The sequence below is a fragment of the Polynucleobacter difficilis genome, assembly GCF_003065365.1.
Classification (GTDB): domain Bacteria; phylum Pseudomonadota; class Gammaproteobacteria; order Burkholderiales; family Burkholderiaceae; genus Polynucleobacter; species Polynucleobacter difficilis.
Genome location: NZ_CP023276.1, coordinates 1,501,389 through 1,525,066, shown reverse-complemented (window position 1 = coordinate 1,525,066; position 23,678 = coordinate 1,501,389). Strand labels below are relative to the sequence as shown.

25 protein-coding genes are annotated in these 23,678 nt (G+C 50.2%); 7 read left to right on the top strand and 18 right to left on the bottom strand.

Annotated elements, in window-relative coordinates; all coding sequences use genetic code 11:
- The first annotated feature begins 40 nt into the window (after positions 1-40).
- The gene (locus AOC34_RS07780; RefSeq protein ID WP_108469529.1) at positions 41-1,633 is read left to right on the top strand and encodes an ABC transporter permease; all 1,593 of its coding nucleotides are present in this window, start codon (positions 41-43) and stop codon (positions 1,631-1,633) included.
- Here AOC34_RS07780 and AOC34_RS07775 read toward each other — a convergent pair.
- Positions 1,630-2,391: an SDR family oxidoreductase gene (locus tag AOC34_RS07775; RefSeq protein ID WP_108469528.1), complete on the bottom strand. Its 762-nt coding sequence runs from the start codon at positions 2,389-2,391 to the stop codon at positions 1,630-1,632. The two genes, AOC34_RS07780 and AOC34_RS07775, sit on opposite strands and share 4 nt — an antisense overlap.
- 101 nt (positions 2,392-2,492) lie before the next feature.
- Between AOC34_RS07775 and AOC34_RS07770 the strand changes: the two genes are divergently transcribed.
- The 3 genes from AOC34_RS07770 to AOC34_RS07760 are packed head-to-tail and all read left to right on the top strand — an operon-like array spanning position 2,493 to position 5,851.
- Positions 2,493-3,794 carry a TAXI family TRAP transporter solute-binding subunit gene (locus AOC34_RS07770; RefSeq protein ID WP_108469527.1) on the top strand — a complete coding sequence of 434 codons (1,302 nt, stop codon included), beginning with the start codon at positions 2,493-2,495 and terminating at the stop codon, positions 3,792-3,794.
- Positions 3,795-3,826: 32 nt separating this feature from the next.
- Entirely contained in the window at positions 3,827-4,573 is a 747-nt protein-coding gene (locus AOC34_RS07765) for a 2OG-Fe dioxygenase family protein (protein WP_108469526.1), read from the top strand.
- 21 nt (positions 4,574-4,594) lie between these two features.
- A complete protein-coding gene (locus AOC34_RS07760) occupies positions 4,595-5,851 on the top strand; it encodes an MFS transporter (protein ID WP_234408078.1) in 1,257 nt (418 codons plus the stop codon).
- Here the strand turns inward: AOC34_RS07760 and AOC34_RS07755 are convergent, their stop codons facing one another.
- Complete coding sequence (locus AOC34_RS07755) at positions 5,852-6,262, bottom strand: DUF2177 family protein (RefSeq protein WP_234408077.1); 411 nt, start codon at positions 6,260-6,262, stop codon at positions 5,852-5,854. It abuts the gene before it with no gap.
- A 102-nt stretch (positions 6,263-6,364) separates the two neighbouring features.
- On the opposite strand from AOC34_RS07755, the gene AOC34_RS07750 reads away from it, so the two are divergent.
- Entirely contained in the window at positions 6,365-6,805 is a 441-nt protein-coding gene (locus AOC34_RS07750; protein ID WP_108469524.1) for a universal stress protein, read from the top strand.
- A 3-nt stretch (positions 6,806-6,808) separates the two neighbouring features.
- Here the strand turns inward: AOC34_RS07750 and ccmI are convergent, their stop codons facing one another.
- From ccmI to AOC34_RS07700, 10 genes are all read right to left on the bottom strand, one after another.
- Positions 6,809-7,657, bottom strand: coding sequence for a c-type cytochrome biogenesis protein CcmI (gene ccmI, locus AOC34_RS07745; protein WP_108469523.1), 849 nt, complete (start codon positions 7,655-7,657; stop codon positions 6,809-6,811).
- Positions 7,654-8,181, bottom strand: a complete 528-nt coding sequence (locus AOC34_RS07740; protein WP_325051256.1) for a cytochrome c-type biogenesis protein — start codon at positions 8,179-8,181, stop codon at positions 7,654-7,656. Before AOC34_RS07740 ends, ccmI begins: the two co-directional genes overlap by 4 nt.
- A 3-nt stretch (positions 8,182-8,184) precedes the next feature.
- The gene (locus tag AOC34_RS07735; RefSeq protein WP_108469521.1) at positions 8,185-8,709 is read right to left on the bottom strand and encodes a DsbE family thiol:disulfide interchange protein; all 525 of its coding nucleotides are present in this window, start codon (positions 8,707-8,709) and stop codon (positions 8,185-8,187) included.
- Entirely contained in the window at positions 8,706-10,640 is a 1,935-nt protein-coding gene (locus AOC34_RS07730; protein WP_108469520.1) for a heme lyase CcmF/NrfE family subunit, read from the bottom strand. The genes AOC34_RS07735 and AOC34_RS07730 overlap by 4 nt, the downstream gene beginning before the upstream one ends.
- Positions 10,637-11,065: a cytochrome c maturation protein CcmE gene (gene ccmE / locus AOC34_RS07725; RefSeq protein WP_108469519.1), complete on the bottom strand. Its 429-nt coding sequence runs from the start codon at positions 11,063-11,065 to the stop codon at positions 10,637-10,639. Before ccmE ends, AOC34_RS07730 begins: the two co-directional genes overlap by 4 nt.
- A 15-nt stretch (positions 11,066-11,080) precedes the next feature.
- On the bottom strand, positions 11,081-11,260 hold the full coding sequence (gene ccmD, locus AOC34_RS07720; protein ID WP_108470117.1) for a heme exporter protein CcmD: 180 nt from the start codon (positions 11,258-11,260) through the stop codon (positions 11,081-11,083).
- Complete coding sequence (ccmC, locus tag AOC34_RS07715; protein WP_108469518.1) at positions 11,257-11,997, bottom strand: heme ABC transporter permease CcmC; 741 nt, start codon at positions 11,995-11,997, stop codon at positions 11,257-11,259. Before ccmC ends, ccmD begins: the two co-directional genes overlap by 4 nt.
- Positions 11,998-12,064: 67 nt before the next feature.
- A complete protein-coding gene (gene ccmB / locus AOC34_RS07710; protein WP_234408076.1) occupies positions 12,065-12,751 on the bottom strand; it encodes a heme exporter protein CcmB in 687 nt (228 codons plus the stop codon).
- Positions 12,748-13,395: a cytochrome c biogenesis heme-transporting ATPase CcmA gene (gene ccmA, locus AOC34_RS07705; RefSeq protein ID WP_108469517.1), complete on the bottom strand. Its 648-nt coding sequence runs from the start codon at positions 13,393-13,395 to the stop codon at positions 12,748-12,750. The genes ccmB and ccmA overlap by 4 nt, the downstream gene beginning before the upstream one ends.
- Entirely contained in the window at positions 13,388-14,815 is a 1,428-nt protein-coding gene (locus AOC34_RS07700; protein ID WP_234408075.1) for a M23 family metallopeptidase, read from the bottom strand. Before AOC34_RS07700 ends, ccmA begins: the two co-directional genes overlap by 8 nt.
- 134 nt (positions 14,816-14,949) lie before the next feature.
- On the opposite strand from AOC34_RS07700, the gene AOC34_RS07695 reads away from it, so the two are divergent.
- A complete protein-coding gene (locus AOC34_RS07695) occupies positions 14,950-16,086 on the top strand; it encodes a mandelate racemase/muconate lactonizing enzyme family protein (RefSeq protein WP_108470114.1) in 1,137 nt (378 codons plus the stop codon).
- 151 nt (positions 16,087-16,237) lie between these two features.
- Here the strand turns inward: AOC34_RS07695 and AOC34_RS07690 are convergent, their stop codons facing one another.
- From AOC34_RS07690 to AOC34_RS07665, 6 genes are all read right to left on the bottom strand, one after another.
- Entirely contained in the window at positions 16,238-16,447 is a 210-nt protein-coding gene (locus AOC34_RS07690) for a BrnA antitoxin family protein (protein WP_028818794.1), read from the bottom strand.
- Between the two features lie 11 nt (positions 16,448-16,458).
- Complete coding sequence (locus tag AOC34_RS07685) at positions 16,459-16,752, bottom strand: BrnT family toxin (RefSeq protein WP_234408074.1); 294 nt, start codon at positions 16,750-16,752, stop codon at positions 16,459-16,461.
- Positions 16,753-16,851: 99 nt separating this feature from the next.
- Positions 16,852-18,867: a TRAP transporter permease gene (locus AOC34_RS07680; RefSeq protein ID WP_108469515.1), complete on the bottom strand. Its 2,016-nt coding sequence runs from the start codon at positions 18,865-18,867 to the stop codon at positions 16,852-16,854.
- A gap of 52 nt (positions 18,868-18,919) precedes the next feature.
- Positions 18,920-19,870 carry a TAXI family TRAP transporter solute-binding subunit gene (locus tag AOC34_RS07675; protein WP_108469514.1) on the bottom strand — a complete coding sequence of 317 codons (951 nt, stop codon included), beginning with the start codon at positions 19,868-19,870 and terminating at the stop codon, positions 18,920-18,922.
- A 78-nt stretch (positions 19,871-19,948) separates the two neighbouring features.
- Positions 19,949-20,872: a dihydrodipicolinate synthase family protein gene (locus AOC34_RS07670; RefSeq protein WP_108469513.1), complete on the bottom strand. Its 924-nt coding sequence runs from the start codon at positions 20,870-20,872 to the stop codon at positions 19,949-19,951.
- Between the two features lie 14 nt (positions 20,873-20,886).
- Entirely contained in the window at positions 20,887-21,813 is a 927-nt protein-coding gene (locus AOC34_RS07665) for a 2-hydroxyacid dehydrogenase (protein ID WP_108469512.1), read from the bottom strand.
- A gap of 133 nt (positions 21,814-21,946) precedes the next feature.
- Here AOC34_RS07665 and AOC34_RS07660 point away from each other — a divergent pair, with 133 nt between their 5' ends.
- Positions 21,947-23,677, top strand: a complete 1,731-nt coding sequence (locus AOC34_RS07660) for an IlvD/Edd family dehydratase (RefSeq protein WP_108469511.1) — start codon at positions 21,947-21,949, stop codon at positions 23,675-23,677.
- The last annotated feature ends 1 nt before the right edge of the window (position 23,678 follow it).

Genomic DNA, 23,678 nt, shown 5'->3' with positions numbered 1-23,678 from the left:
CACCGGATTCACTTTACTAGCCCTTACGATCGCCCCCGAAATGAGCCGAATTGTTGTTCTGATCGCACTATTGCTCTCCTTGCCATTGCTTGGCTTGGGCGTGCCTTTTCTGTTTCCAGAGAGCATTCCGGGCGCTGCGAGTATCGGCAGCCAAGGAACCTTAGCTCACCTATGGGAATTTGTACTCGGCGACTATTTGATATCCACGGTTATCTTGCTTTTAGGCGTAGCGCTTGGCGTCTTTGTTTTGGGGGTAGGTAACGCATGGTTAGTAGCCAATTACCAGTTCCCGGGTAAGCGTATTTTTGAGTGGGCTTTAATTTTGCCCCTCGCAGTGCCCACCTATGTCATGGCCTATTTATTTGTCGATATGCTAGATTTTTCTGGTCCAGTGCAATCTGGACTGCGGCAAGTATTGGGACTAGAGCGTTTGTGGTTTTTCCCGGACCCCCGATCGTTGGGCGGTGCTATTTGGACTTTTTCGTTTTGTCTTTTTCCTTATGTTTATTTAATCGCACGCACTGCATTTTTAGATCGCAGTGGGCGCCTTGCTGAAGTCGCTGAAACGCTAGGCTACAGCGGCTTTCAGGCTTTTTATAAACTGGTTCTCCCGATGGCCCGCCCCGCTATTTTTGCGGGCATGGCGCTGGCCTTGATGGAAGTCTTGGCTGATTACGGTGCCGTATCGTATTTCGGCATACAAACCTTTGCGACTGGAATTTTTCGGGCTTGGCTCTCCTTTGGCGATCGCTTGGCTGCTGTGCAGCTCTCACTGGGCTTATTGGCTTTTGTTTTGCTTATTTTTTACATTGAGCAGCACAATCGCGCGCGGCTGCGTTACGCCATATCGGGCAGCGTACCCCGAGCCACGATTGCAAAAAAACTGACTGGAAAAAAGGCTTTATTTGCTTTTCTAGTATGCGGTTTAACTGTGTTGTGTTCTTTTATATTGCCGGTGTTGGGCTTGCTACAGCTTCAGTGGGAGCAGGGCATTACGGTCGATGCACGCTATACCGCTTGGCTAAGCAACTCCATTTGGCTAGCCAGTGTGACTGCCCTGATATCAGTTGCTAGCGCATTGTTTTTGGCGTACTTTGCAAGGGCTTCTAAGAGTGCTGCGATGCAGTGGGTTAATCGCTTGCTGAGCCTAGGCTATGCCTTGCCCGGCGCAGTATTGGCCGTCGGCATTCTCTCTTTGCTTGGTCTTATCGAGTCGGCATGGATTATGTCGGCAACGGTATGGGTATTAATTTACGCGTATTTGATTCGCTTTTTATCGTCTAGCTTACAAAGTGTCGAGACCGGTCTATCGCGCATTACTCCCGCAATGGATAGTACAGCTGCTTTACTAGGTGCATCGCAATGGCAAACCATGATGCAAGTGCATTTGCCCTTGCTCAAGCGCAGTTTGCTGACCGCGGGCCTGTTTGTTTTTGTGGACGTCATGAAAGAATTGCCAGCGACCTTACTATTGCGACCATTTAATTTCGACACCTTGGCGGTAGCCACGTATCAATTGGCTGCAGATGAGCGTTTGTCAGAGCTAGCTTTACCATCCCTCACTATTGTGTTGGCAGGTCTGATTCCGGTGATCCTGTTATCGCAGGCAATGTCGAAGCCCCGCGCGTACTAGCCCCGACCAACGTAAGGCATATTGGTTGCCATAATCGTCATGAATTGAATGTTGCTTTCCAGTGGAAGCTGAGCCATGTGTAGTACAGCTTGTCCAACGTGATCAACATCCATCCGCGGCTCGACTTTAATTGAACCATCGGCCTGAATAATTCCAGCGGCCATCTTCTCCGTCATTTCAGTGGCGGCATTGCCAATATCGATTTGACCGCAAGCAATATTAAACGGGCGACCATCCAATGAGATCGATTTGGTTAAGCCCGTAATAGCATGTTTTGTTGCGGTGTAAGGCGCCGTCATTGGGCGCGGCGCATGCGCAGAAATCGAGCCATTGTTGATGATGCGACCGCCTTGGGGAGTCTGCGCCTTCATCATGCGTATGGCTTCTTGTGAGCATAAAAAGGCACCGCACAAATTGCTGTTGACGGCATTCATCCACTGCTCATAGCTGAGCTCTTCCATCGGCATGGCTGGAGCGCCGGTGCCTGCATTATTAAAGAGCACATCAATGCGCCCCCATTTTGCTTTTAGGGCACTAAAGAGATTTTTTACATCCGCTGGTTTGCCTACGTCGCAAGTCACAGCAAGGCAATTGCTTTCGTTGCCGCCGATGATTTGGATGGCGCTTTGCAGGGCCTCCAGGCGACGTCCAGTCATAACTACCTTGTAGCCGCCGCCAAGCAGGGCTTTTGCAGCGGCTCGGCCAATGCCGCTACCGGCACCGGTCACGAGGGCTACGTGCAGGGGGGATGAGTTCATGGAGGGCTTTCAAATAAGATGCACAGGGAAATGCTTATCTTAGCGTGAAAATAGCAGCCGTTCCCTAGGGCAGGGCATAATCCAAAAAAATACCCACGATCATGAACCGCATTCAAGGACTCCGCTACAACCCATACGCCTTATTGGCATTATTGGCGCTGCTGATCGTATTTGTATTTGGCATTCTGTGGACGCTCATTCCAGCCCCGCCTAAGTCGATTACGATAGCTACTGGATTTCAGGATGGTTTGTATTACCGCTTTGGCGAACGGATGCAATCCTCTTTAAAAAAAGAAGGGGTTGAGCTTCAGGTGCTCAAGACAGGCGGCACGCTAGATAACTTGGCTTTGTTGGCCGATCCCAAATCCGGTGTGGACTTGGCAATGATTCAGGGCGGCGTTGCGGATGTGTCGCAATACCCGCACTTTGTATCCATCGCCGGAATGTTTTATGAGCCGGTATGGGTTTTTTATCGCGAGTCTAGTTTTAAGGGGGCTCCAGACGGACTGACCCTGCTCACGCAACTCAAAGGCAAGCGGGTCTCGATTGGTAATCCAGGAAGCGGGACCAATTCGATTGCAACACTACTGCTCGATACCAGCGGAATCAAGCCAGCTGATCTAGAAATGGAGGCCCTAACACCGCAGGAGGGAGCCGCAAAATTAGCCGCTGGAAACCTGGATGCTGTTTTTGTGGTGGCTGCAGCCGAAGCACCGCTTCTTAAAAGCTTCATCAACTTGCCCGGTGTGCAGCTAATGAATTTTGTACAGGCCGATGCTTATACTCGTGCCCTCCCATTTTTAACCAAAGTGGACGTAGCGCGCGGCTTGCTTAGTATTGAAAATGATTTGCCTAGACTCAACCGGCAGATGATTGCGGCAACTGCAACCTTGGTAAGCCGCGAGACTATTAGTCCGGCCATCGTCAGTCTGCTTCTGGAAAATGCGCAAACTATTTTGAAATCCTATTCACGCCTGCAAAAGCAGGGTGAATTTCCATCGATCAATGGCCTTGATTTTCCATTGCAAATGGATTCAGAAATTTATTTAAAAGATGGCCCCTCCTTTTTGCATCGTCATTTACCGTTTTGGACCGCCGTTTGGGTTGGTCGCTTTGCGCGGGTTGTCATTCCAATTTTGGCTATTTTGATTCCTTTAATCGCCTATATTCCAGCCCTGCGCGACTTAAGTCTGCGCATTCGCCTATCGCGTATTTACGCCGAGCTCAAAGTATTGGAGCGCACTGCTGCCGACCCCAATGCGCGCGATGCGAGTCGTCAAGCCTTGGCTGATATACAAATGCGAGTCAATGCCATGAAAGTATCCTCCCTTGAGTCGAAAGAGCTGTATGACCTAAAAGGGCACGTCAATATGGTGCGAGAACGTCTAAAACTCGATTCGTGACAGTAAACGCATCGATGTCCTAAAATAAGGCGGTGAATCTCTCTCCGCCGTTAACGCCCACCTCAGAAATTGCGCCCGCAATCCAACGCAGTGGATTTGCTATCGCTGCCGCTGCCTCGGTTGCCGAGTTGGCCCATGTGTCTGTCAGTGATTTGCTGGATTTGGGTGTGCATTGGCAGGATCTACCACGTGACCCCTACTTAAAAGACGGCGGACGTTATCGCTTCCGGCGCCATGCCAGTTATACCGTTAGCGGATCGGAACTAAAGATGGTTCCCCATCGCGCGCACTGGCAGTCGGTCAACTACAACGCTTTGCATGGCGGTATTGAGCGTTGGTTTGAACCGATCACGCAGGCCCTAGCAAATGACGTGTGCTGGCAGGCCGTAATCAAACATACTGCAGGACTTTTAAGTTCACTCAAGCCCGTCTCAACTTGGTTTATTGAAGCCCATCAATTTCGCATTGATACGAGCGACGGCATTGGGAGACCAACTCCGGAAGGTGCCCACCGCGATGGCGTTGATTTTGTGGCTGTATTTTTGATTGACCGTCACAACATCAAAGGCGGCGAGACCCGTATCTTCGAGGCTAATACCTCTTCTGGCTTGCGCTTTACCTTAACCGAGCCTTGGTCGGTCTTATTAATGAATGATGAGCGGATGATTCATGAAACAACGCCGATTCAGCCAACCCTGCCTCACGGCTATCGAGACACTTTGGTGCTGACCTTTCGGTCCAATGGGTTTCAGGATTCGCCTAATTCCAACCAGCAATAAAAACAAAAGCGAACTCAATCTGTGCCTACGATTGCCGGAAAAATAAACTGCACCCCCTTGATGTTGGCTGCACAAATTTGCGCACTGCTTGGCTTTGCGTGTTACGCCGTAACCCTTACTACATTGCAGGCCCAATGGGATTTGAGTAATTTTGAGTCTGGCCTGATTGCGAGTGCTTTTTTCTTTGGATATATCTTGGTTGTGCCTTTAGCAACCGTATTGACTGACCGGGTGGATGCTCGCAAGATTTATTTGTTTGGTGGATTGTCTGGCGTAACTGGTCTCTTGGGTATGGGTCTTTTTGCTAACGGCTTTTATTCTGCCTTTTTCTTTATGGCTTTAAACGGTGCTGGCTTGGCGGGTACCTATATGCCCGGGTTGAAAGTCTTGTCTGATCGCGTTCAGTATGGTGAGGTCACGCGGCATATTTCCTTCTACACCGCTTTCTTTGGGATTGGTGCAGGCTTGTCGTATCTCATCTCCGGCTGGATCTTAGAGGCCTTGGGATGGGAGGCTGTGTTCGAATGGATTGCCCTCGGGCCCCTTACTGCGTTGCTGATTGTATGGCTACTGATTCCAGCTTTGGATAAGCCCGAATGGCGTGGTCCCCTTCGGATTCAAGTGGGTGATGTATTTCCCATCCAAAAATGGAAAATGGTTTTACAGAATAAAGAGGCGTCAGGCTATATTTTTGGGTACACCGCACATTCCCTGGAGTTGTTTGCGTCACGCAGTTGGCTCGTGGCTTTCTTTGTGTTCTGTACAGCCTATACCGGCGAAGCTTTTTTCTTGGCAGCCACCACCTTAGCTGGTGTGATTAATTTCTTTGGCGTACCTGCATCTATTCTGGGCAATGAGATGGCGATCAAAATAGGTAGACAGAATTGGATTTGTTTTGTCATGCTCACCAGCGCGATCTTGGGTATTGCCTTGGCTGCAGCGACCGGTCAGGGCTGGTGGGTAATCGCTCTGCTTGCGACCGGACATTCGATTTTTATTATGGCGGACTCTGCCACCTTAACTGCGGGGCTGGTGACCAGCGCGCAGCCGCAGATCAAAGGCGCCGCAATGGGTCTGCACTCCCTTATGGGTTTTGGTGGAGGCTTGTTAGGCCCCGCTATCTTTGGCTTTGTTTTGGATCTATCTGGATCGCAAGAATCGCAGTCGGCTTGGGTATGGGCTTACTTCTCGATTGTGATTTGGGGAGTGCTATTTGTACTCTTTGAGCGCCGCAATGGGTGGTCTAGTCGGAAACCAAAGTCACCCACGAATTCATAATCAAGCCATTCGACTGCCCACCGCATAAGCCACGGAAGCACTAACTGCAGTCACAAAGGCGCCCCAGACGATATCAATCACAGCCAGTCTCGCCGGAAATCCCTCAATCACAGCGAGGTTGGTCAGGTCGTAGGTCATGTAGCAAAAGAAGCCAAAGAGGGCGCCAAAGCCGAGTACATAGACGAATGATTGCTTTGCAATCGCTGGGCTAATGACAAAGATCGTTGTGCCAAGGGCATACAGAAGATAAAACGCGAGGGCAACCCAGAGCCGTGGCTCTGCAGCCATGAGTGCACCCATTTCAGTGCGGTACAGGTTTTTGGCAATGCCAAGCAGCCAAATGAAATCCATCACCAGAAAGGTGATTAAAAAACTTGCGTAGACAGCCAGATACTTGATCAATTTACTCACCTTTGTGGGATAGAACGATTTCCACCCATTATGAGCCATAAGTATTCATTTACTGAAATCAGGAGTAGGATGAAATATCAATGGAACTGAAAAGGAAGAGCCATGTTTAAGCATCTATTAGTGCCGATTGATGGGTCCGACGTGACCAAAAAATCCCTCAAAAATGTATTGGATCTTGCCAAGAAAGATGGCGCCAGCATTACCTTGGTCTACGTCTCCGACCCAATGCCGCCAATGGTCTACTCCGATAGTAGTTTGGGGTATGGCTTTTCGCAGAGGGATCACAAAAAAGCCTGCGATGCCTTCGCTAAAAATCTATTCAAAAATGCCCTGGCAGTTTTAGGCGCGGGCGTGACGGTACGGACATTGCATACCTTTAGTCCAAGCTTGGCTGGTGGCGTATTGGATGCGGCTAAAAAAGCCAAGGCCGATGCGATTGTGATGGCCTCGCACAAACGCACGGGCATCAAGGGGGTGCTGTTGGGCAGTCAAACCAATGAAGTGATTGTGCACTCTAGCCTGCCTGTAATCGTGCTCGGCTAAGCCTTACTTTTTCTTTGCGCTTGCTGCCTGACGAGCATCGGCAATATTGTCGGTAAAGGCCTTAGCTACTTCACCATCGGGTGGAACCAGTTTTAAGCCCCTTGCCCAGTATTGCTCTGCTTTATCAAACTGACCTTCTTCGTAGTAGGCGGTGCCAGCCAGTGCGAGGGCCTTAATGTTGCTGGGATCGAGTTCAAGGGCGCGCAGGATAAGGCGCATCGGCTCACCCTTGGCACTTTGGTTTTGGTAGGCCAAAAAGTCGGCGTAATCGATGGTTAACTGGGCATTATTCGGATTGAGCTCCATCGCCTTCTTATAGGCCTTGGCAGCCTCAGGAAAGCGCTGCATTGCGGCGTAGGAGCGCGCCAGCATTTGCCAGCCTTCCGGATTGTTTGGATCTTTTTCTAGACGAGTCGCGAGCTGCTCAACCATGTTTTGGATGTCTTGCTGCGTCAGGGCGGGCTGCTGGCTCTGAGCGAGGGGATCGGTCGCCACTGGATTACCAATCCAAAGGTAGAGCGCTACGGTGCAGACGGGTACGCCAATACCGATGAGGAGTGCTGGAAATAAAATGCGCTTGGGCTTAGCGCCTACCGGGGCTTGATCAGCAGCAATCGCACGCTCTTCCAGTAGCAAGCGTTTTTCAATATCACGCTGCGCATCTTGCAGTTGGTCTGCGGCAATACGGCCTTCCGCAAAGTCGACATCGAGCTGGCTGAGTTGGTCACGCAGAATAATAATGTTCTCTTCTTGCTCGCCTGTGGCGGCAACCGTTTTTTTGCGCAAGGGCAATACTAAGAGGATGGTCGCAATCGCAATCATGCCAATGGCAATGGTTAAGAAAGTCATCATGAGCGATCTCCCGGTGCGGAATCAAGTAGTTTGCGGGCTCGGGATAAATCGGTTTGATCGAATTCTTCCGAGGCAAGGCGTTTGTGACGCAAGCGAATTTGCTGAACCAAAATAAACATAGCAATCAATAAGAGTGCAAATGGGCCAGCCCAAAGCAAAATGGTTTTGTAGCTGAGTGGCGGACGGTACAAAACAAACTCACCATAGCGCTGTACCATGTAATCCAAAATCTCGCGATCCGATTTACCTTCACTGAGTTGTTTGCGTACTTGATTGCGCAGATCAACAGCTAATTCCGCATTGGAGTCAGCGATGGTTTGATTTTGGCAAACCAAGCAGCGCAATTCATTGGACAGGGTAATCACTTTTTTCTCAAGCACTGGATCCTGGGCAACAGGCCGAGCCTCTTGTGCTGAAAGCATTGCTCCTGGAGCAAATAAACCCATCGTCAAGCAGGCGCTAGTCAACACAGATCGCAATAGAGATCGGGTTTGGTGCAGGCCTGCGCTTAGAGAGTGGACCATGCTTTAGCTATTGAGTTTCTGAATCAGCGGCAAGATCTTTTCTTCGATCACGCTTGGGGTCAATGGGCCGATGTGCTTGAGTCGAATCAACCCCGCCTTATCAATGACGAAGGTTTCCGGTACGCCGTAGACGCCATAGTCAATGCCAACTTGCCCCTTGAGATCGACAACCGATAAGGCATAGGGATTGCCGTGCTCTTTTAGCCAGCGGATGGCATCCTCTGGCTTATCTTTGTAATCCAAGCCGAGCAGGGGAGTTGATTGGGTTTTCGCAAACTGGATTAAATGGGGATGTTCGTCGCGGCACGCTGCACACCACGAAGCCCACACATTGAAAACCCATACCTTGCCGCGCATCTCTTCTGGCGAAAAACTCGCATTCTCTTTACCTAAAATGGGCAGGTTAAATGTGGGCGCACTTTTATTGATGAGCGGGGATGGCACTTCACGCGGATTCAGCTGGAGGCCGGCAGCCAAGAAGCCAAAAAAGACGACAAAAATTCCGATGGGAATCAAATACCGTTTCATTTACGCTTCCGGTAGCGTCGATCCGTGATCGCCAAAAATCCACCCAAGGCCATGAATAAGCAACCGCCCCAAATCCAGTCCACAAACGGTTTGATATGAATCCGTACCGTCCACTCATTGGCATTGATTGGCTCACCCAGGGAGACATAGAGGTCGCGTGTAAAGCCTGGATCAATCGCCGCTTCGGTCATGGGCATTTGACTGGCGTTATAGACCCGTTTTTCCGGTGCCATGCGCGTGACTACTTTGCCGTTCTGGCTGACATCAAACACGCCTCGAACTGCTTTGTAATTCGGACCATCAATCGCTTGAACACCTAAAAATTGGAAGTTATATCCACCGGCCTCAATGCTGCTGCCGATTGCCATACGAATGTCTTTTTCCGACTCAAAGCCACGCACGCCGGTTATGCCAATAATAAAAACCGCAACGCCAATGTGAGCCAGGAACATGCCGTAATAACTCGCCGGCTGAGCAGCAAGATTTTTAATCACACCACGATCCCGATTGCTAAAAGCGCGCTCGACCAATTGGGTGCAGGTCGTCGCAATAATCCAGATTGCCAAAAACAGGCCAAAGCCAACCAGTGGAGTCCAGGTGCGCAGCACCAGTGGGGCGAGGATGGCGCTAATTACACTCACTGCAGCAGCCCACTTTAATTTATGCGCTAAATCAATGACGGGGGATTGACGCCAGCGTGCGATGGGGCCGATACCAATCAAGAAGAGTGCTGGCGTCATCAGCGGCACAAACACCGCCTCAAAGTAGGGAACGCCCACTGAGATCTTGCCTAGATCCAGGGCATCAAGCAGCATCGGATACAAAGTGCCAAGCAGGACTGCCGCTGTTGCGACTAAAAGTAAGACGTTGTTACTGAGTAACATACTCTCGCGTGACACGGTACCAAAATCACCACCAATATTGGCTTTCGGCGCGCGCCATGCAAACAGCAATAGCGAACCGCCAACTACAAGAGCGAGGAAGCCGAGAATGAAAATACCGCGCTTTGGGTCGGTAGCAAATGCATGTACTGAGGTGATGACTCCGGAGCGAACCAAGAAGGTGCCGAGTAGCGAAAGTGAGAAAGCCAGGATTGCCAAGAGAGCGGTCCACATCTTGAAGCCACCGCGTTTTTCAGTGACAGCTAGCGAGTGAATCAATGCGGTACCGACGAGCCAAGGCATGAAGGAGGCATTCTCAACCGGATCCCAAAACCACCAGCCGCCCCAACCCAATTCGTAATAAGCCCAAGCACTACCGAGTGCAATACCGATGGTTAAAAAACACCAGGCCGAAGTCACCCATGGTCTTGACCACCTTGCCCAGGCTGCGTCTAAACGGCCGGAGAGTAGGGCCGCAATGGCAAATGCAAAGGCAACCGCAGAGCCAACGTAGCCCATGTACAAAAAAGGCGGATGAATAATCATGCCGGGATCTTGTAGCAAGGGATTGAGGTCTTTGCCCTCCAGTGCTGCCGGAAGCATACGGTCCAGCGGATTGGACGTGAGCAAAGTAAACAAGAGCACACCGATATTGAGCAAGCCCAGCACGCCGAGAATGCGTGAAATCATTTTGATGGGTAAGTGCTTGGAAAAAATAGCAACCGCAATAGTCCAGCCGGCCATCATGAAGCACCACAATAAAATCGAGCCCTCATGGCTGCCCCATGAAGCGCCAATGCGATACATCAAAGGAAGCGCAGAGTTGGAGTTTTGTGCCACGTTGAGCACACTGAAGTCATTATTGATAAACGAGATGACGAGGCAGATATAAGAGACGGTTACCCACAAAAAGAGCGCAATGGCGGATGGCCTGGCTAAATTCATGAGGGCAGGCCGGTTGGTTTGCGCGCCAACGAGGGGAGCAATGCCCAGCACCAGCGCTGTCATCAATGCCAGAATTAAAGCAACTTGGCCAATTTCAGGAATCATGGTTTCTTCGCTTTAGCTAAGGCTTCTGCTGCTTCGGGCGGCATGTAGTTTTCATCGTGCTTTGCCAGAACTTGGCTTGCCGTAAAAGAACCTGTGGAATTGAGGCGACCCTCAGCCACAACCCCTTTGCCTTCTTTAAATAAGTCTGGCAATAAGCCCTCGTAACTGACTTCAATGCGGTGCGCAAAATCAGTCACTACAAAACTCACCTTGAGTCCGCCCGCATCGCGCTTGATGGAATTTTCTTCGACCATGCCGCCAACGCGGAATGCACGGTCTTTGGGTGCCTCATTGGCCGCAATTTGACTCGGACTGTAGAAGAACACCAAATTGCTTTGGAAGGTCTGGAATACCATATACGTGGCAAATGCAATGCACGTTACGCCACCAAGGATTGCCAGACCGCGTTTTGTGCGGGGTTTCATAAGTCCTTATTTTGCCTAATTTTTTTCAGTGGCGTACGACTCATCCCGAATGCTGGCTTCGGTCAGGCGACGCTGCCTACGGATCTGCATGATTTCAATGGCAAAAACAAGGGCAGTCACCGCAAAGGACCCCCATACAAAGGGGCCGTGGCCGCCCATTTGCAGAAAATCACTAAGGCTATTCCAGTAAATCATTTCACTGCCTCCTGCGCCCATGCGGTATGGCGCTCCCGCTCCAAAATGAGGGTGCGGCAACGGTAGAAACTCAAAGCAAAGGAGTAGGCCCAAAAGGCGATCGTCATGATCAGCATGCCGGTCAACATTTGGGTTGCCATGGTGGGGGCTTTGGTTAGGCTGACGGAAGCACCTTGATGCAAGGTATTCCACCACTTCACTGAAAAGTAGATGATCGGAATATTCACCACGCCAACGATGGCTAATACAGCGGCGCTGCGATCAGCCTTGCGGGTATCTTCAATCGATGCGTGCAGGGATAAAAAACCCAGGTATAAAAAAAGCAAAATAAGCTCTGAGGTTAAACGCGCATCCCATACCCAATAGGTGCCCCAGGTGGGCTTGCCCCACAGGGATCCGGTCCATAGAGCAATAAAGGTCATCAGGGCGCCGGTGGGGGCTAAGGCCAGGGCAAACATGCTAGCCAGACGAGCATTAAAAATAAGTCCAATTGCCGCCCAGAATGCCACCGCTAAGTAAATGACCATCGACATCCATGCAGCAGGCACATGAATAAAAATGATGCGATAGGACTCACCTTGTTGGTGGTCACTCGGCGCAATTAAAAGGCCAATCGTTAAACCAATAATGGTGGTAATCACGGCAATCGCAACGCAATACGGAATCAGCGTACCAGTTAAGGCATAAAAGCGTTGTGGCGCAGCGTACTTAAACCAATTGATGCCGGAGGAGAACACAGGAAATAGTCTTTATTTAAAAGTAGTTAGAGCATGCGTTAGTGTGCCTGATTTTAGCTTAGCCAGCTTATTCCACGGCGATTCGTAGGCTGGCTGCGGTCGCGATGGGGGCAAAAAACAGGGCAATCGCCAGCATTGCACCCAAGAGGTAAAAATGACCATCGACTGGCAGGCCAGCGTGGTGGGCGTCGACTGCGCCGGCTCCAAAAATAAGGACTGGTATGACCAGCGGCAAAACCAGCAAAGACAGCAACATGCCCCCGCCACGCGTTGCTAAGGTTAGTGCTGCGCCGATCGAGCCAATTAAGCTCAGCAGGGGGGTGCCAATCAGGAGAGAGAGCACCAAAATACCGGTGCTTTGAGCGTCCAGATTAAATTGAATCGCCAGGATAGGAGAAGCAATGGTGAGGATGAGCCCAGAGCTAATCCAGTGCGCTGCCGTTTTCGACAGAACGGCGAGTGGCAATGGAATGGCAGTCAACACCAATTGATCTAGGGTGCCATCTTGGAAGTCATCTGCAAACAACCGCCCCAGTGAAAGCATTGCTGCTAATAGGGCTGCGATCCAAAGCATCCCCGGCGCAATTTTGGCGAGCAGCGTTGGCTCTGGTCCAATCCCCAAGGGAAACAAACTCGCGACCACGATAAAGAAAAACAAAGCAGATAGGCTATCGTTCTTGCGACGCAGAGCCAAACTCAAGTCACGCCGCACAATGGCGAGCATGACTTTTGGGATGGATAGACGTGCACTCATAAGTTCACCCGAACTACGCGGTCGATCCGATCAAGGGCGACCAGTTGATGGCTGCTTAAGGCGACCATGCCACCTCTGCTTAAATGCCCTTGAATCAATGCTTGCAGGGCTTCATTGGCATCCTGATCCAGTGCATTAAATGGCTCATCGAGTAGCCACAATGGTTTGTCTTGTGCCAACTGCAGGCGCGCCAAGGCAACCCGTTGCTTTTGCCCTTGCGAGAAGGTCCGCGCTAATCTACTAGCCAGATGACCTAAGCCTGAGTTAGCCAAGGCGGCGCGTGCCATGCTGCTCGTAATTACATCACCACTGAGACTGCCTGCTGCAATGATGTTTTCTTCGGCACTAAGATCGCCCTTGAGTGCTGGAGTGTGACCTAAGTAAATCAGTTGCGTATGAAAAAAATCACGATCCGCAAGGATTGGGTTTTCTCCCCACTGAATGCTACCCATGCTGGGTGTTAATAGACCGCAGAGCATGCGCAACAAACTCGACTTTCCGGCGCCGTTGCTACCGGTGATGCGCAAGAGGTGACCGGGTTCAAGCACCACCGAAAGATCGGCAAATAGGGTTTTGCCACCGCGCATGCAGGCTAGGTTTTGTAAATGCAAGGCAGACGAATTCATGGCGGGAGTATTACTCATTATTCGGTAAGCTGCCGAGAAGCAGGAGTTGGCGTGTGAATTGACCGCTATCGCTATCGCGCATGGACCAAAGATCGAGCTGCGCGGCAGGACTATAGGGATCAATGTAGGTACCATCTCGCCGTAACTCGTAATGCAGGTGCGGTCCACTGGATCGTCCGGTTGAGCCGACGTAGCCAATCTCAAGACCACGACGTACATCATTACCAACACTGAGTTCAACGTTGTAATTACTCAAATGGGCGTAGTACGTGCGGTAGTTGCCTGGGTGCTCAACAATAATCAGATTACCAAATGCCCCGTTGTAACCAAGGTACGCAATTTTTCCGTTAGCAACACTAAAGACCGGAGTGCCAGTTGGGGCTGCGTAATCAATGCCCATATGGGTACGCCAACGCTGCACCGTGGCTGGGGCTTGGCCTGCTTGCTTGGCGGGTACTTTGGCACGCCCAGCACGGACGCTACCCACGCCCCGCGATATGCGGCGATAGCTCAGTGGATTGGTCCAGAAGGAGCGTTCTATTGACTCACCCGAAGCGGTAAAAAATCCGCCGGGAATGTCATTGCGATCAACCCAGAATGCACTCGCAAGCACCTCTTGACTCACGGTATTAATAATTTCAACGGCCCAGATTTGAGCCCAGCGATCGCGATCACCAAAGTCCACAATCAATCGAACCTGGTTGGCATTAATGGCAGTGGTTGGGCTGTCTTCGGGATACAACTGCTTCACGATGGAGTTCAGTTCCCAGACCAACTCAACGGGCAGGATATCGCCCACTTTTTTGGCGTCATATAAGACATCGGATAGGGATAGCTCTACTTCCACTAGATTGGGGGATTGCGATTGCAGGCGGTCTTCTTGAGTTAAGAACCCACCAAAGGCCGATGGGGTAAAGGTCAAGATTTGGGTGTTGGCATCGCGTATAGGACCATTCATGATGCTAAGGGAATCAAAGCGATTGCGTTTGCCAAATGCGACTGCGTAGGGAATGCAATTGCCACGCAGCCCAGAAAAGAAGCTACGCGTTTGACTTTGAAAGAATTCAAAAAAAGCCGCATCGTTAATACCGAGTCGTGCGGGTAAATTACCATCCAGCGAATCGGTTTTAATGCAACCGCGCTGCACTCGAAAATCCAAGTTGCCACCCGCGTCTCGATTTAATTCACCGTCTTTGCTGGTATCAACCAAGCTGGAATTTTTGGGCGCAAGGGATTGGTTTGCTGGGCGGGGAGCCTTAATACCAGTTTGCTTAGGATTATTTTTAACAACTACCTTGCTGCGATTTGGTGTCGTTTGTGCATTCGCCTCAGTCGAGGCAATTGGCATACCGAGGTAGCCGCCTAAGCCCATGATCGCCAAGAAGGGGATGAAGTACGCTTGTGCACCGCGCAAGAGGGGGATCAAAAACAGATTCACCCCCTGATTATCTAATATTGTGCACCCAGTGTCAGATTATGATTTTGCAGTGCAACATTAATTGCCAATTGCGCGCGGTCAAATTAAGTTGGCTTTATTGTGTCTACAATCTTTTCATCTTAGAAGGAGTAGCCATGCCCATTATTGAATCAATCCAGGTAGCTGCGGTAAGTGTGCCATTGGATAAGGTCACCTCATTTTCAACGCGAACCGTTTCAGAGCGCCATTACTGCATCGTCAAAGTACGAAGCAAAGAGGGTCTTGAGGGTATTGGATTTTGTTATGTGGGGAGTGCAGGCGGTGCGATTGCCAAAGTGGCGGTTGAGCAGCTACTCGCCAAAAAACTGATTGGTCAAAATAGCCACCGCTCCGAAGGCCTATGGATGGAGATGTACGATGAATCGATTCTCCAGGGGCGCGCTGGTTCGGTGATGCGCGCCATCTCCATTTTAGATACGGCTTTATGGGACCTTAATGCGCGCTCAGCCGGTTTACCGCTGCACCAGTATTTGGGATCGGTAGTGGAGGACCGAGTGCCGGCCTATGCCAGCGGCGGCTATTACCTGGAAGGTAAAACTCCTGCCAAGCTGGGTAAGGAAATGGAGTCCTATGTTAAACAGGGCTTTAAGGCCGTCAAAATGAAAGTCGGCCGCCTCTCCCCAAGAGAAGAAGAGGAACGTGTCCGGGCGGCACGCATTGCAGTGGGCGATGATGTATTGCTCACGCTTGATGCGAATAATGCATGGCGTGATTTACCAACTGCCCTTGAGTACGTCCGCCGTTTTGAAGATTACAACCCCTACTGGATTGAAGAGCCTTTCTCACCCGATGCGATTGATTTGCATGCTGCGCTTGCGCAGCGCACCACCATCAATGTTGCAACCGGTGAGATGGAAGCAGGGCGTTGGCGCTTTAGGGAGTTGATTGAGGCCGGTGGCGCAGCGATCCTGCAATCGGATGCAGCCGTATGTGGTGGTATTACCGAGTGGCGCCGGATTTCAGCATACGCTGACTGCAAGGGTGTGACGGTTTGTCCGCACTGGATGCATGATCTACACGCCCCGCTGGTTGCGGCAACACCCAATGCGCGCTTCGTCGAGTTTTTCCTAGACGATCAGGTACTCAATTTCCGCAACTTAATCAACAAGCAGTTGACCTTTAAAAATGGCGATTTGATTTTGCACAAAACCCCAGGACTGGGTTTTGAATTCGATGAGAAAACGATTCAAAAGTACGCAGGCAAATCGGCTTGGAGCAAAATCACCAAGTAATCATCTTACCTACCCGTTGGTCTTTTAATGTTCGCAATCGACCCTAAGCGGATATCCAAAAAATAACCACCCGAAGGTGGTTTTGGTATTTATTGGTGGCCTGGGGCGGAATCGAACGAGGGCCTCAGGAGATTCTCACTCTCCCCCTAGACTACTTCCAGCTAAGATTTAATTTCTTATGGGTGGCTGCACAATCTCTTAAATAGAGATTAATAAGGCTTTGATAAGGAATGCCCACCTCTTCTGATACCGATTTAAAGTAGCTCACTGAATCCTCGTCCAATCTAATGGTTATAGGCTTCTTGAGCATAGAAGCATATGGGTTTTTACGTGCTTTTGAGAAATCATATTCTTTACGCATCTTCATCACCTTTAATAAGCTTTTGACTCTTTGGCAGTTGCCTTACGAGCCGAAATAATACGAACGACATTACCCTCGCTTCGATAACAATGGCAAACCAAAATTAAGCGAAGAGAATGACTTACTCCCAGCAAGATAAATCTGTCTTCATCCTCCGAATGATCTGGATCGGAAATTAACTTAGCACTTTCATCATAAAACACAGATTTCGCCTCTTCAAAAGAAATGCCGTGTTTCTTTAGGTTGGCTAGAGCTTTTCTGGGCTCCCATTCAAATCTTAATGAAGTCATATGTACAGTGTACATATGTTAATTGAAAGAAGCAAGTTCGTCCAACCAAAAGAAAATGCCCCGCATGGGCAGGGCATTATTTGATCGAAACCTGAAGACCGAATGTAAGCAGCTTTAGGCGATCGCTGGTGGTCGCTGACGGCGGTTACGAATAATTTGGGAGAGTAGCACCAAGCCAAAGCCGATGAATCCGCCAATGTCAGCCTCATTGGTTGGGTAGGCAAGCGCTACGCCGGATGCAATCATGACAATACGCTCCACGCGATTGGTCTTCTCAATAAACCAGCCTTGCAAACCGCCCGCAAGGCAAATAATTCCGGCAATGGCAGTAAATGTAATCCAGGCGATCTCACTCCAGTTCGCTTGCTCAAGCGCAGCGGTAGAGCCCATCAGCAACAAACTAACACCAGACTTATCCAGCACAAACATAAAGGGCACCAAAATTGCGGGTGCAACGTACTTCCAAGATTGCAGCGTTGTTTTATAGGGGTCGCCTTTACAGATCGCCGCAGCCGCAAACGGCGATAGGGCAGTAGGCGGGGATACCTCGGAGAGAACGGCGTAATAGAAAATGAACATGTGTGCCGCAAATGCGGGCACACCTAAGTTAATCAGGGCAGGGGCTGCGATCACCGCGCAAATAATGTAAGAGGCTGTAACCGGAACGGCCAGGCCAACAACCCACACCACTAAGGCGGTGAAGATGGCGGTCAGAAGTAAAGAGCCATCGGCATACTGAATAACAATCGAACTAAATTTGAGACCAAGGCCGGTGAGGGTAACGGTACCAACAATGAGTCCAGCGCCCGCGCAGGTAGCTGCAATTGCCAAGACACCAGTAGAGCCTGCAGCCAACGATTTAGTTAGATTGGAGTTGTATAGGCCAGACAGAATCGGCATCTTGCCTTTAAACCAAGCGTACGGAATGATTGCCGTATCTTCGCGCAACATGCTGGTCAAGGCCGAGACCACAGTTGCAGCAAACACCGACAATACCGGAGAAAAGCCCATCAGCATGAAGACTACGATGGAAATGAGCGAAAAGAAGTGAAACCAATACTTCTTTGTGAGTTGCCATGCCGATTCCGCAGATTCGAAATGAATGCTCTTCATCTTGTACTTACGTACATCGATCTCAACCATGACAAACAAGCCAAGGTAAAACAAGATGGTTGGAATGCACGCCATTAAGAGCACATCCAAATAGGAAATCTTCAAAAAGTCAGCAATTAAGAAAGCGGCAGCGCCGAGTACCGGAGGGGAAATAATCGCACCCAATCCGCCTGCTGCTAGTAAGCCGCCTGCGGCATTTTTTTCGTAACCCACTTTATCGAGCATGGGGGCAGCAACCGATCCAACGGTAACGGTTGTAGCAACACCAGAGCCAGAGGGGCCGCCAAGTAAGAAAGACGAGAGCACAATCGTGCGGCCTACACCGGAGGATTTACCGCCCATGGCAGCAAAGGAAAAATCAATAAAGAACTTGCCTGCGCCCGTGAATTGCAAAAAAGCGCCAAAGATCGTAAACAAAATAATGAGGGTTGCAGACACGTCAATCGCAGTGCCGTAGATGCCCTCTAGGGTCATGTACATAAAGCCGACGAGGCGATCTAATTCGTACCCTTTATGTGTCCATGGCGCCGGTAAATGGTTGCCAAAAAGGGCATACAGCAAGAAACAAACGGTGACACCAACGAGGATCATGCCGTTCGTACGGCGTACGCCCTCCAAAATAAGGAGAATTAAAGCAATACCTAAATAAACATCCTTGGGGTCGGGTGCGGTGTTGCGATCGGTAAAGTCATCGCCACCACTCAAGACGTAATACGAAATGTAGATTGCAAGGAGACTAAAAATAACGTCCCACCACATCAATCGATTTTTAAAGCGATTGGAAATTGGAAAACTCAGAAACAGTAAAAAAAGAACTAAAGCAACGTGCACAACCCGTAACTGGTGGGTTGGCACGATGTAATAAGCTGCATATAAATGAAACAAGGACATACCCACAGCAACCAGGACTATAAATTTAGCCAATAGCCCTTTGTAGTCATTGGAGTCGCCTTCTTCCTGCTTAATGAAGGCGTCTAACTTTTCTTGTGTTGCTGTATCAATTGCTGCTTGGGTCATGTCCCTGCCTAATTTTCTATCTTCAATTCAAACACCATTGCAATTTAGGTAATTAATTTACCTTGATGCCTTTTTCTTTAAAGTACTTTAAGGCGCCTGGGTGATATGCAACCGGTGTTGAGCCTGCCTTTTGATTCTCGAGCTTCACATTGCGATACTCTGCGTGCGAACGAACGAGTTCCAACTGGTTATCAAAAATAGCCTTGACGATTTTGTAGGCTTCGGCATCCGACATGGCGGAGCTGACAACCAAAATATTGGCAACGGCAGCAACGCTATTGTCTTTTGCCATGCCGCTATAGGTTTGCTTTGAGATGGTCGATGGGAAATACAGGTTGCCATACTTCTTATTCATCGCTGGAACTTCAGCAGATGTATCTACCATCACAATTTTCATGCCAGGGCTGTTGGCTAAATCAGTAACTGCTGCTGTTGGCAGTCCGCCAACCCAAAAGAATGCATCGATTTTGCGGTCTTTTACGGCATTGACAGACTCAGCAACGCTCAAACGCTCGCGTTTCACATCTTTATTTGGGTCTAAGCCAGCTGCCTCTAAGAGACGGAAGGCCATTACTTCAGTAGCGCTGCCGGGGGAGCCAGTGCTAACGCGCTTGCCTTTGAGGTCTTGCATTGTTTTAATGCCAGTCGACTCGACCGTAGCTACGTGCATCAGGTTTGGATACAGAATCAATAAGGTGCGTAGATCAATTGGCTTGCCCTTAAATTTGTCTTCACCCGAAATAGCGTCTTTTGCAGCATCGGCCATCGAGAAGCCAACATAGGGTTTACCTGTACCAATTAGCTTGAGGTTATCAACTGAGCCACCGGTTACTTCGGCAGTAGCGGACATACCAGAAACGTGCTTTGACAATACTGCTGCCAAGCCGCCGCCCATGGGGTAATAAACGCCGCCTGTACCGCCAGTGGCAATCGATAAGTTTTGCGCTTGAACGCTCATGCAGCCTAGGCTGAGCGTCAGTGCAAGAATTTTAAAGAGTTTCATTTTTTGGTATCTCCTAGTACGTTTTATTAAAGGGTGTAGCAAGTAAACATTATATTTGGCAAAAATCCAACTGATTCCTTAAAGACCGGGCATGGAGAAGTGAATTTGCTCCAATTCGTGGATTAATTTCTTTTGCTGATCGGCGCCCAAAGGCATCAAAGGTGGACGTATGCGCAGCCAGTCGGCATCTTTGCTGTAGTGGGCTACCGCTGTTTTAAGAGCAGCAATCATCTGATACTTTTGGAAGATGGCACGCACTTGATCCAATTCCGCTTGATGCTGATCTGCGCCAGCGGCTTGCCAGTTTGCAGCCAAAGTAGCAATGGCCTTGGGGTTTACGTTCGCCGTTGCTGAGATACAGCCGACGCCGCCAGCGCGCATCGTGCGCATTAAAAATACTTCGCTACCAGCATAGACTCGGAAACCTTCGGGAGCCAATAGCTTAATCACGGACTCGGTGTAAGCCCAATCGCCTGAGCTGTCTTTCATGCCAATCACCGTGTTGGGGTAGGCCTTGACCAGTCGCTCTAGCAGTGACAGGCTTAATGAAATCTTAGTCACCGGTGGAATGTTGTAAATGTAAATCTGCAACTTGGAATCGCCCACCTTTTCAATCACCTCTGCAAAGTGCGCAAACAAGCCATCATCGCAAATGTCCTTGTAATAGAAGGGCGGTAGCATCAAGACACCGCCGCATTTGGCATCTACTGCCGCCTTGGTCATTTGCACAGCCGCATCAATTGAGCAAGCGCCGGTACCGGGCATCATGTGCGCAGGATCTAATCCGCCACGAATGAGCTCATCGAGTACATGCAGTTTTTGCGCAGTCGAGATTGAGTTTGCTTCGGAGTTAGTGCCAAAGACGGCATGACCAACGCCATTGGCCTCAAGCCATTTGCATTGTTTCAGAAGCTTTTGAACATTCGGACTGCCATCCGCATTAAATGGAGTGATAACAGGCGAGAGGACTGCGGACAATGAGGAAGGCTTGGGGGTCAACATGGGATCTCCGGTTTCTAGTGGATCGGTGTTAATAAAGGACGGTGGTTAAAAAAAGCTTCTAAGTTATCAATTGCTAAACGGGTCATGGCTTGGCGTGTTTCACGCGTAGCGCTGCCGATGTGGGGGCTCAGCACAACATTATGAAGTGGGATGAAGGCGGAATTCAATTGGGGTTCATTCTCAAAAACATCCAGTGCAGCCCCGGCGATGCGATTTTGCTGCAATGCAGAAATTAGTGCCGATTCATCGATGACACTCCCGCGGGCAATATTCACTAAATACCCTTTCGGCCCAAGGGCGTTTAAGACGTTTGCGTCGATCATTCGCTCGGTTTCGGGACCGCCTGGGCAAGTCAATATGAGTACATCGGCTACCTCGGCCAGGGCAACTGCGCTCTTATAGAAGGCATAAGAAGATTGTTTGGCGCTTGGCCCGGTATAGGCGATGGTCACACCAAATGCCTCAAGGCGCTTAGCGAGGTCCTGGCCAATTCGCCCTAAGCCCACAATACCAACCGTTTTGCCGGCCAAGGTCGTTGTAATCGGGAAGGCTTGCGCTTGCCATTCGCCGGAGCGGGCAAATAGATCGGCGGCAGGTAGGCGACGCAGCAAGGCAAACAGGAGGCCGATGCCCAGCTCACATACTGCATCGTTGAGCACTCCCGGGGTCGTGCTTGCCTGAATGCGGTGGGCCTTGAGGTAATCTAAAGGAAGATTGTCGTAACCAACGCCGCAGCAGGCGATGACTTTCAGGTTCGGAATCTGGCGGAGCAAGCTTTCCGGAATCGGGGTGTTGGAGCGCGTCAGGATCGCCTCATAGGAACCGGCAGGAGCAGGTTCATGGGGATTGATTAATTGCACTGTTTTCAGGCTTCGGTTGATCTCCGCTTGCATCACTTCTGGAAACGAACCGACCTGCAACACCGAATTGACGGGGATCATGTCTCACTACTATTTTTATTGAAATAATGCGCTATTGTAAGTGGATTTAACAAATTCACCACTTTCTCAGACCTACACCAACAGGACAGCCCCCTTGAGCAATTCAGCGAACTCCAATGACAATCCAAGCGGCATGCGTAAGGGTTTAACCCGTTACGGTGATGCTGGTTTCTCCCTATTTCTGCGAAAAGCCTTCATCAAGGCCATGGGTTTTAGTGATAGCGCCCTCGACCGACCCATTATCGGTATTACGAACACCTTCAGCGATTTCAACCCATGCCATGGCAACGTGCCGCAAATGATTGAAGCCGCTAAGCGCGGCGTGATGCAAGCGGGCGGCATGCCGATGGTTTTTCCAACTATATCGGTGCATGAGTCCTTTGCATTTCCAACCAGCATGTATTTGCGTAATTTGATGGCGCTCGATACCGAAGAAATGATGCGTGCTCAACCCGTCGATGCCGTCATCTTGATTGGCGGTTGCGACAAGACCATACCCGCACAGCTGATGGGCGCGGCCAGTGTTGATGTGCCCGTCATCTCGATTCCAACCGGGCCGATGCTGACCACAACGTATCAAGGTGATCGTTTGGGTGCTTGCACCGACTGCCGCCGCTATTGGGCTAAGTTCCGCGCCAATGAAATCGATCAAACGGAGATCGATGCGGTGAATGAAAAACTGGCCCCCACGACCGGCACCTGCATGGTGATGGGCACCGCCAGCACCATCGCTTGCATGGTTGAGGCAGCCGGCATGAGCTTGCCTGGAACGGCAGCAGTACCGGCCGTGATGGCTGAACGCTTTCGCTTGGCAGAGTTAACGGGCCGCAGGGCGGTGGAGTTGGCTAAGATGCCATCGGCGCAAGCGTTAACGCCAGCACGCATTCTGACCTTGGAGTCGCTAACGAACGCCTTGACAGTGCTGCATGCGATTGGCGGATCAACCAATGCCTTAATTCATTTCACAGCGATTGCTGCTCGCTTGGGCATCAAAATTGACCTTGAGGCATTTGATCGTTTGGGCCGTAATGTGCCAGTGCTGGTTGATTTAAAACCCAGTGGCATGCATTACATGGAACACCTCAATGAAGATGGTGGACTCATGGCGGTGTTACGCGAACTCAAACCCCTTCTGTATTTGGATTGCATGACAGTGAGCGGCAGAACCTTGGGCGAAGAGATCGATGCTGCTCCTGTGACACGTAATCGCAAAGTCATTCGGATTGCACAAGAACCCATTTTCCCGGTTGGCGGCTTAGCGGTATTAAAAGGCAATTTAGCACCCCGTGGTGCCGTAATTAAACACTCGGCAGCATCTCCTTCTCTGCTTAAGCACCGTGGCCGCGCAGTGGTATTTAGTTCACTGGAAGATTTGGCACTGCGCATTGATCAAGATGATTTAGATGTCAAAGCGGATGATGTGTTGGTCTTGCAAAATGCTGGTCCAAAGGGTGCCCCCGGCATGCCAGAGGCGGGCTATTTGCCAATCCCGAAAAAGCTTGCGCAGGCGGGAGTCAAAGACATGGTGCGGATCTCCGATGCGCGTATGAGTGGTACTGCTTTTGGCACCATCGTCTTGCACGTTACCCCCGAGTCGGCAGAAAATGGCCCGCTTGCGATTGTGCACAACGGTGACATCATTGAATTGAATGTGGACGAACGCCGCATTGAGTTATTGGTGGACGATGCAGAAATTGCGCGCCGCCTTGCTGAACTAGCGCCGCCTGCAGTGCGTTTGAATATTCCTGCCACAGGCTACCGCCATCTTTACCAAACCACGGTGACGCAGGCAGATGTAGGTTGCGATTTTGATTTTATGGTGCCAGCAGCAACGCGCTTTGCACCATTGCTAAAAGGAAAATAAG

What these genes read in the sequence shown, in the direction of transcription:
- AOC34_RS07680 (WP_108469515.1), bottom strand. Translation starts at nt 18,867, where the DNA reads ATGACCCAAGCAGCAATTGATACAGCAACACAAGAAAAGTTAGACGCC.
- AOC34_RS07750 (WP_108469524.1), top strand. Translation starts at nt 6,365, where the DNA reads ATGTTTAAGCATCTATTAGTGCCGATTGATGGGTCCGACGTGACCAAA.
- AOC34_RS07675 (WP_108469514.1), bottom strand. Translation starts at nt 19,870, where the DNA reads ATGAAACTCTTTAAAATTCTTGCACTGACGCTCAGCCTAGGCTGCATG.
- AOC34_RS07685 (WP_234408074.1), bottom strand. Translation starts at nt 16,752, where the DNA reads ATGTACACTGTACATATGACTTCATTAAGATTTGAATGGGAGCCCAGA.
- ccmB (WP_234408076.1), bottom strand. Translation starts at nt 12,751, where the DNA reads ATGAGTGCACGTCTATCCATCCCAAAAGTCATGCTCGCCATTGTGCGG.
- AOC34_RS07695 (WP_108470114.1), top strand. Translation starts at nt 14,950, where the DNA reads ATGCCCATTATTGAATCAATCCAGGTAGCTGCGGTAAGTGTGCCATTG.
- AOC34_RS07660 (WP_108469511.1), top strand. Translation starts at nt 21,947, where the DNA reads ATGCGTAAGGGTTTAACCCGTTACGGTGATGCTGGTTTCTCCCTATTT.
- AOC34_RS07775 (WP_108469528.1), bottom strand. Translation starts at nt 2,391, where the DNA reads ATGAACTCATCCCCCCTGCACGTAGCCCTCGTGACCGGTGCCGGTAGC.
- ccmD (WP_108470117.1), bottom strand. Translation starts at nt 11,260, where the DNA reads ATGATTTACTGGAATAGCCTTAGTGATTTTCTGCAAATGGGCGGCCAC.
- ccmI (WP_108469523.1), bottom strand. Translation starts at nt 7,657, where the DNA reads ATGATGACTTTCTTAACCATTGCCATTGGCATGATTGCGATTGCGACC.
- AOC34_RS07665 (WP_108469512.1), bottom strand. Translation starts at nt 21,813, where the DNA reads ATGATCCCCGTCAATTCGGTGTTGCAGGTCGGTTCGTTTCCAGAAGTG.
- AOC34_RS07740 (WP_325051256.1), bottom strand. Translation starts at nt 8,181, where the DNA reads ATGGTCCACTCTCTAAGCGCAGGCCTGCACCAAACCCGATCTCTATTG.
- AOC34_RS07690 (WP_028818794.1), bottom strand. Translation starts at nt 16,447, where the DNA reads ATGCGTAAAGAATATGATTTCTCAAAAGCACGTAAAAACCCATATGCT.
- AOC34_RS07735 (WP_108469521.1), bottom strand. Translation starts at nt 8,709, where the DNA reads ATGAAACGGTATTTGATTCCCATCGGAATTTTTGTCGTCTTTTTTGGC.
- AOC34_RS07770 (WP_108469527.1), top strand. Translation starts at nt 2,493, where the DNA reads ATGAACCGCATTCAAGGACTCCGCTACAACCCATACGCCTTATTGGCA.
- ccmE (WP_108469519.1), bottom strand. Translation starts at nt 11,065, where the DNA reads ATGAAACCCCGCACAAAACGCGGTCTGGCAATCCTTGGTGGCGTAACG.
- AOC34_RS07670 (WP_108469513.1), bottom strand. Translation starts at nt 20,872, where the DNA reads ATGTTGACCCCCAAGCCTTCCTCATTGTCCGCAGTCCTCTCGCCTGTT.
- ccmA (WP_108469517.1), bottom strand. Translation starts at nt 13,395, where the DNA reads ATGAGTAATACTCCCGCCATGAATTCGTCTGCCTTGCATTTACAAAAC.
- AOC34_RS07780 (WP_108469529.1), top strand. Translation starts at nt 41, where the DNA reads ATGAGCCGAATTGTTGTTCTGATCGCACTATTGCTCTCCTTGCCATTG.
- AOC34_RS07730 (WP_108469520.1), bottom strand. Translation starts at nt 10,640, where the DNA reads ATGATTCCTGAAATTGGCCAAGTTGCTTTAATTCTGGCATTGATGACA.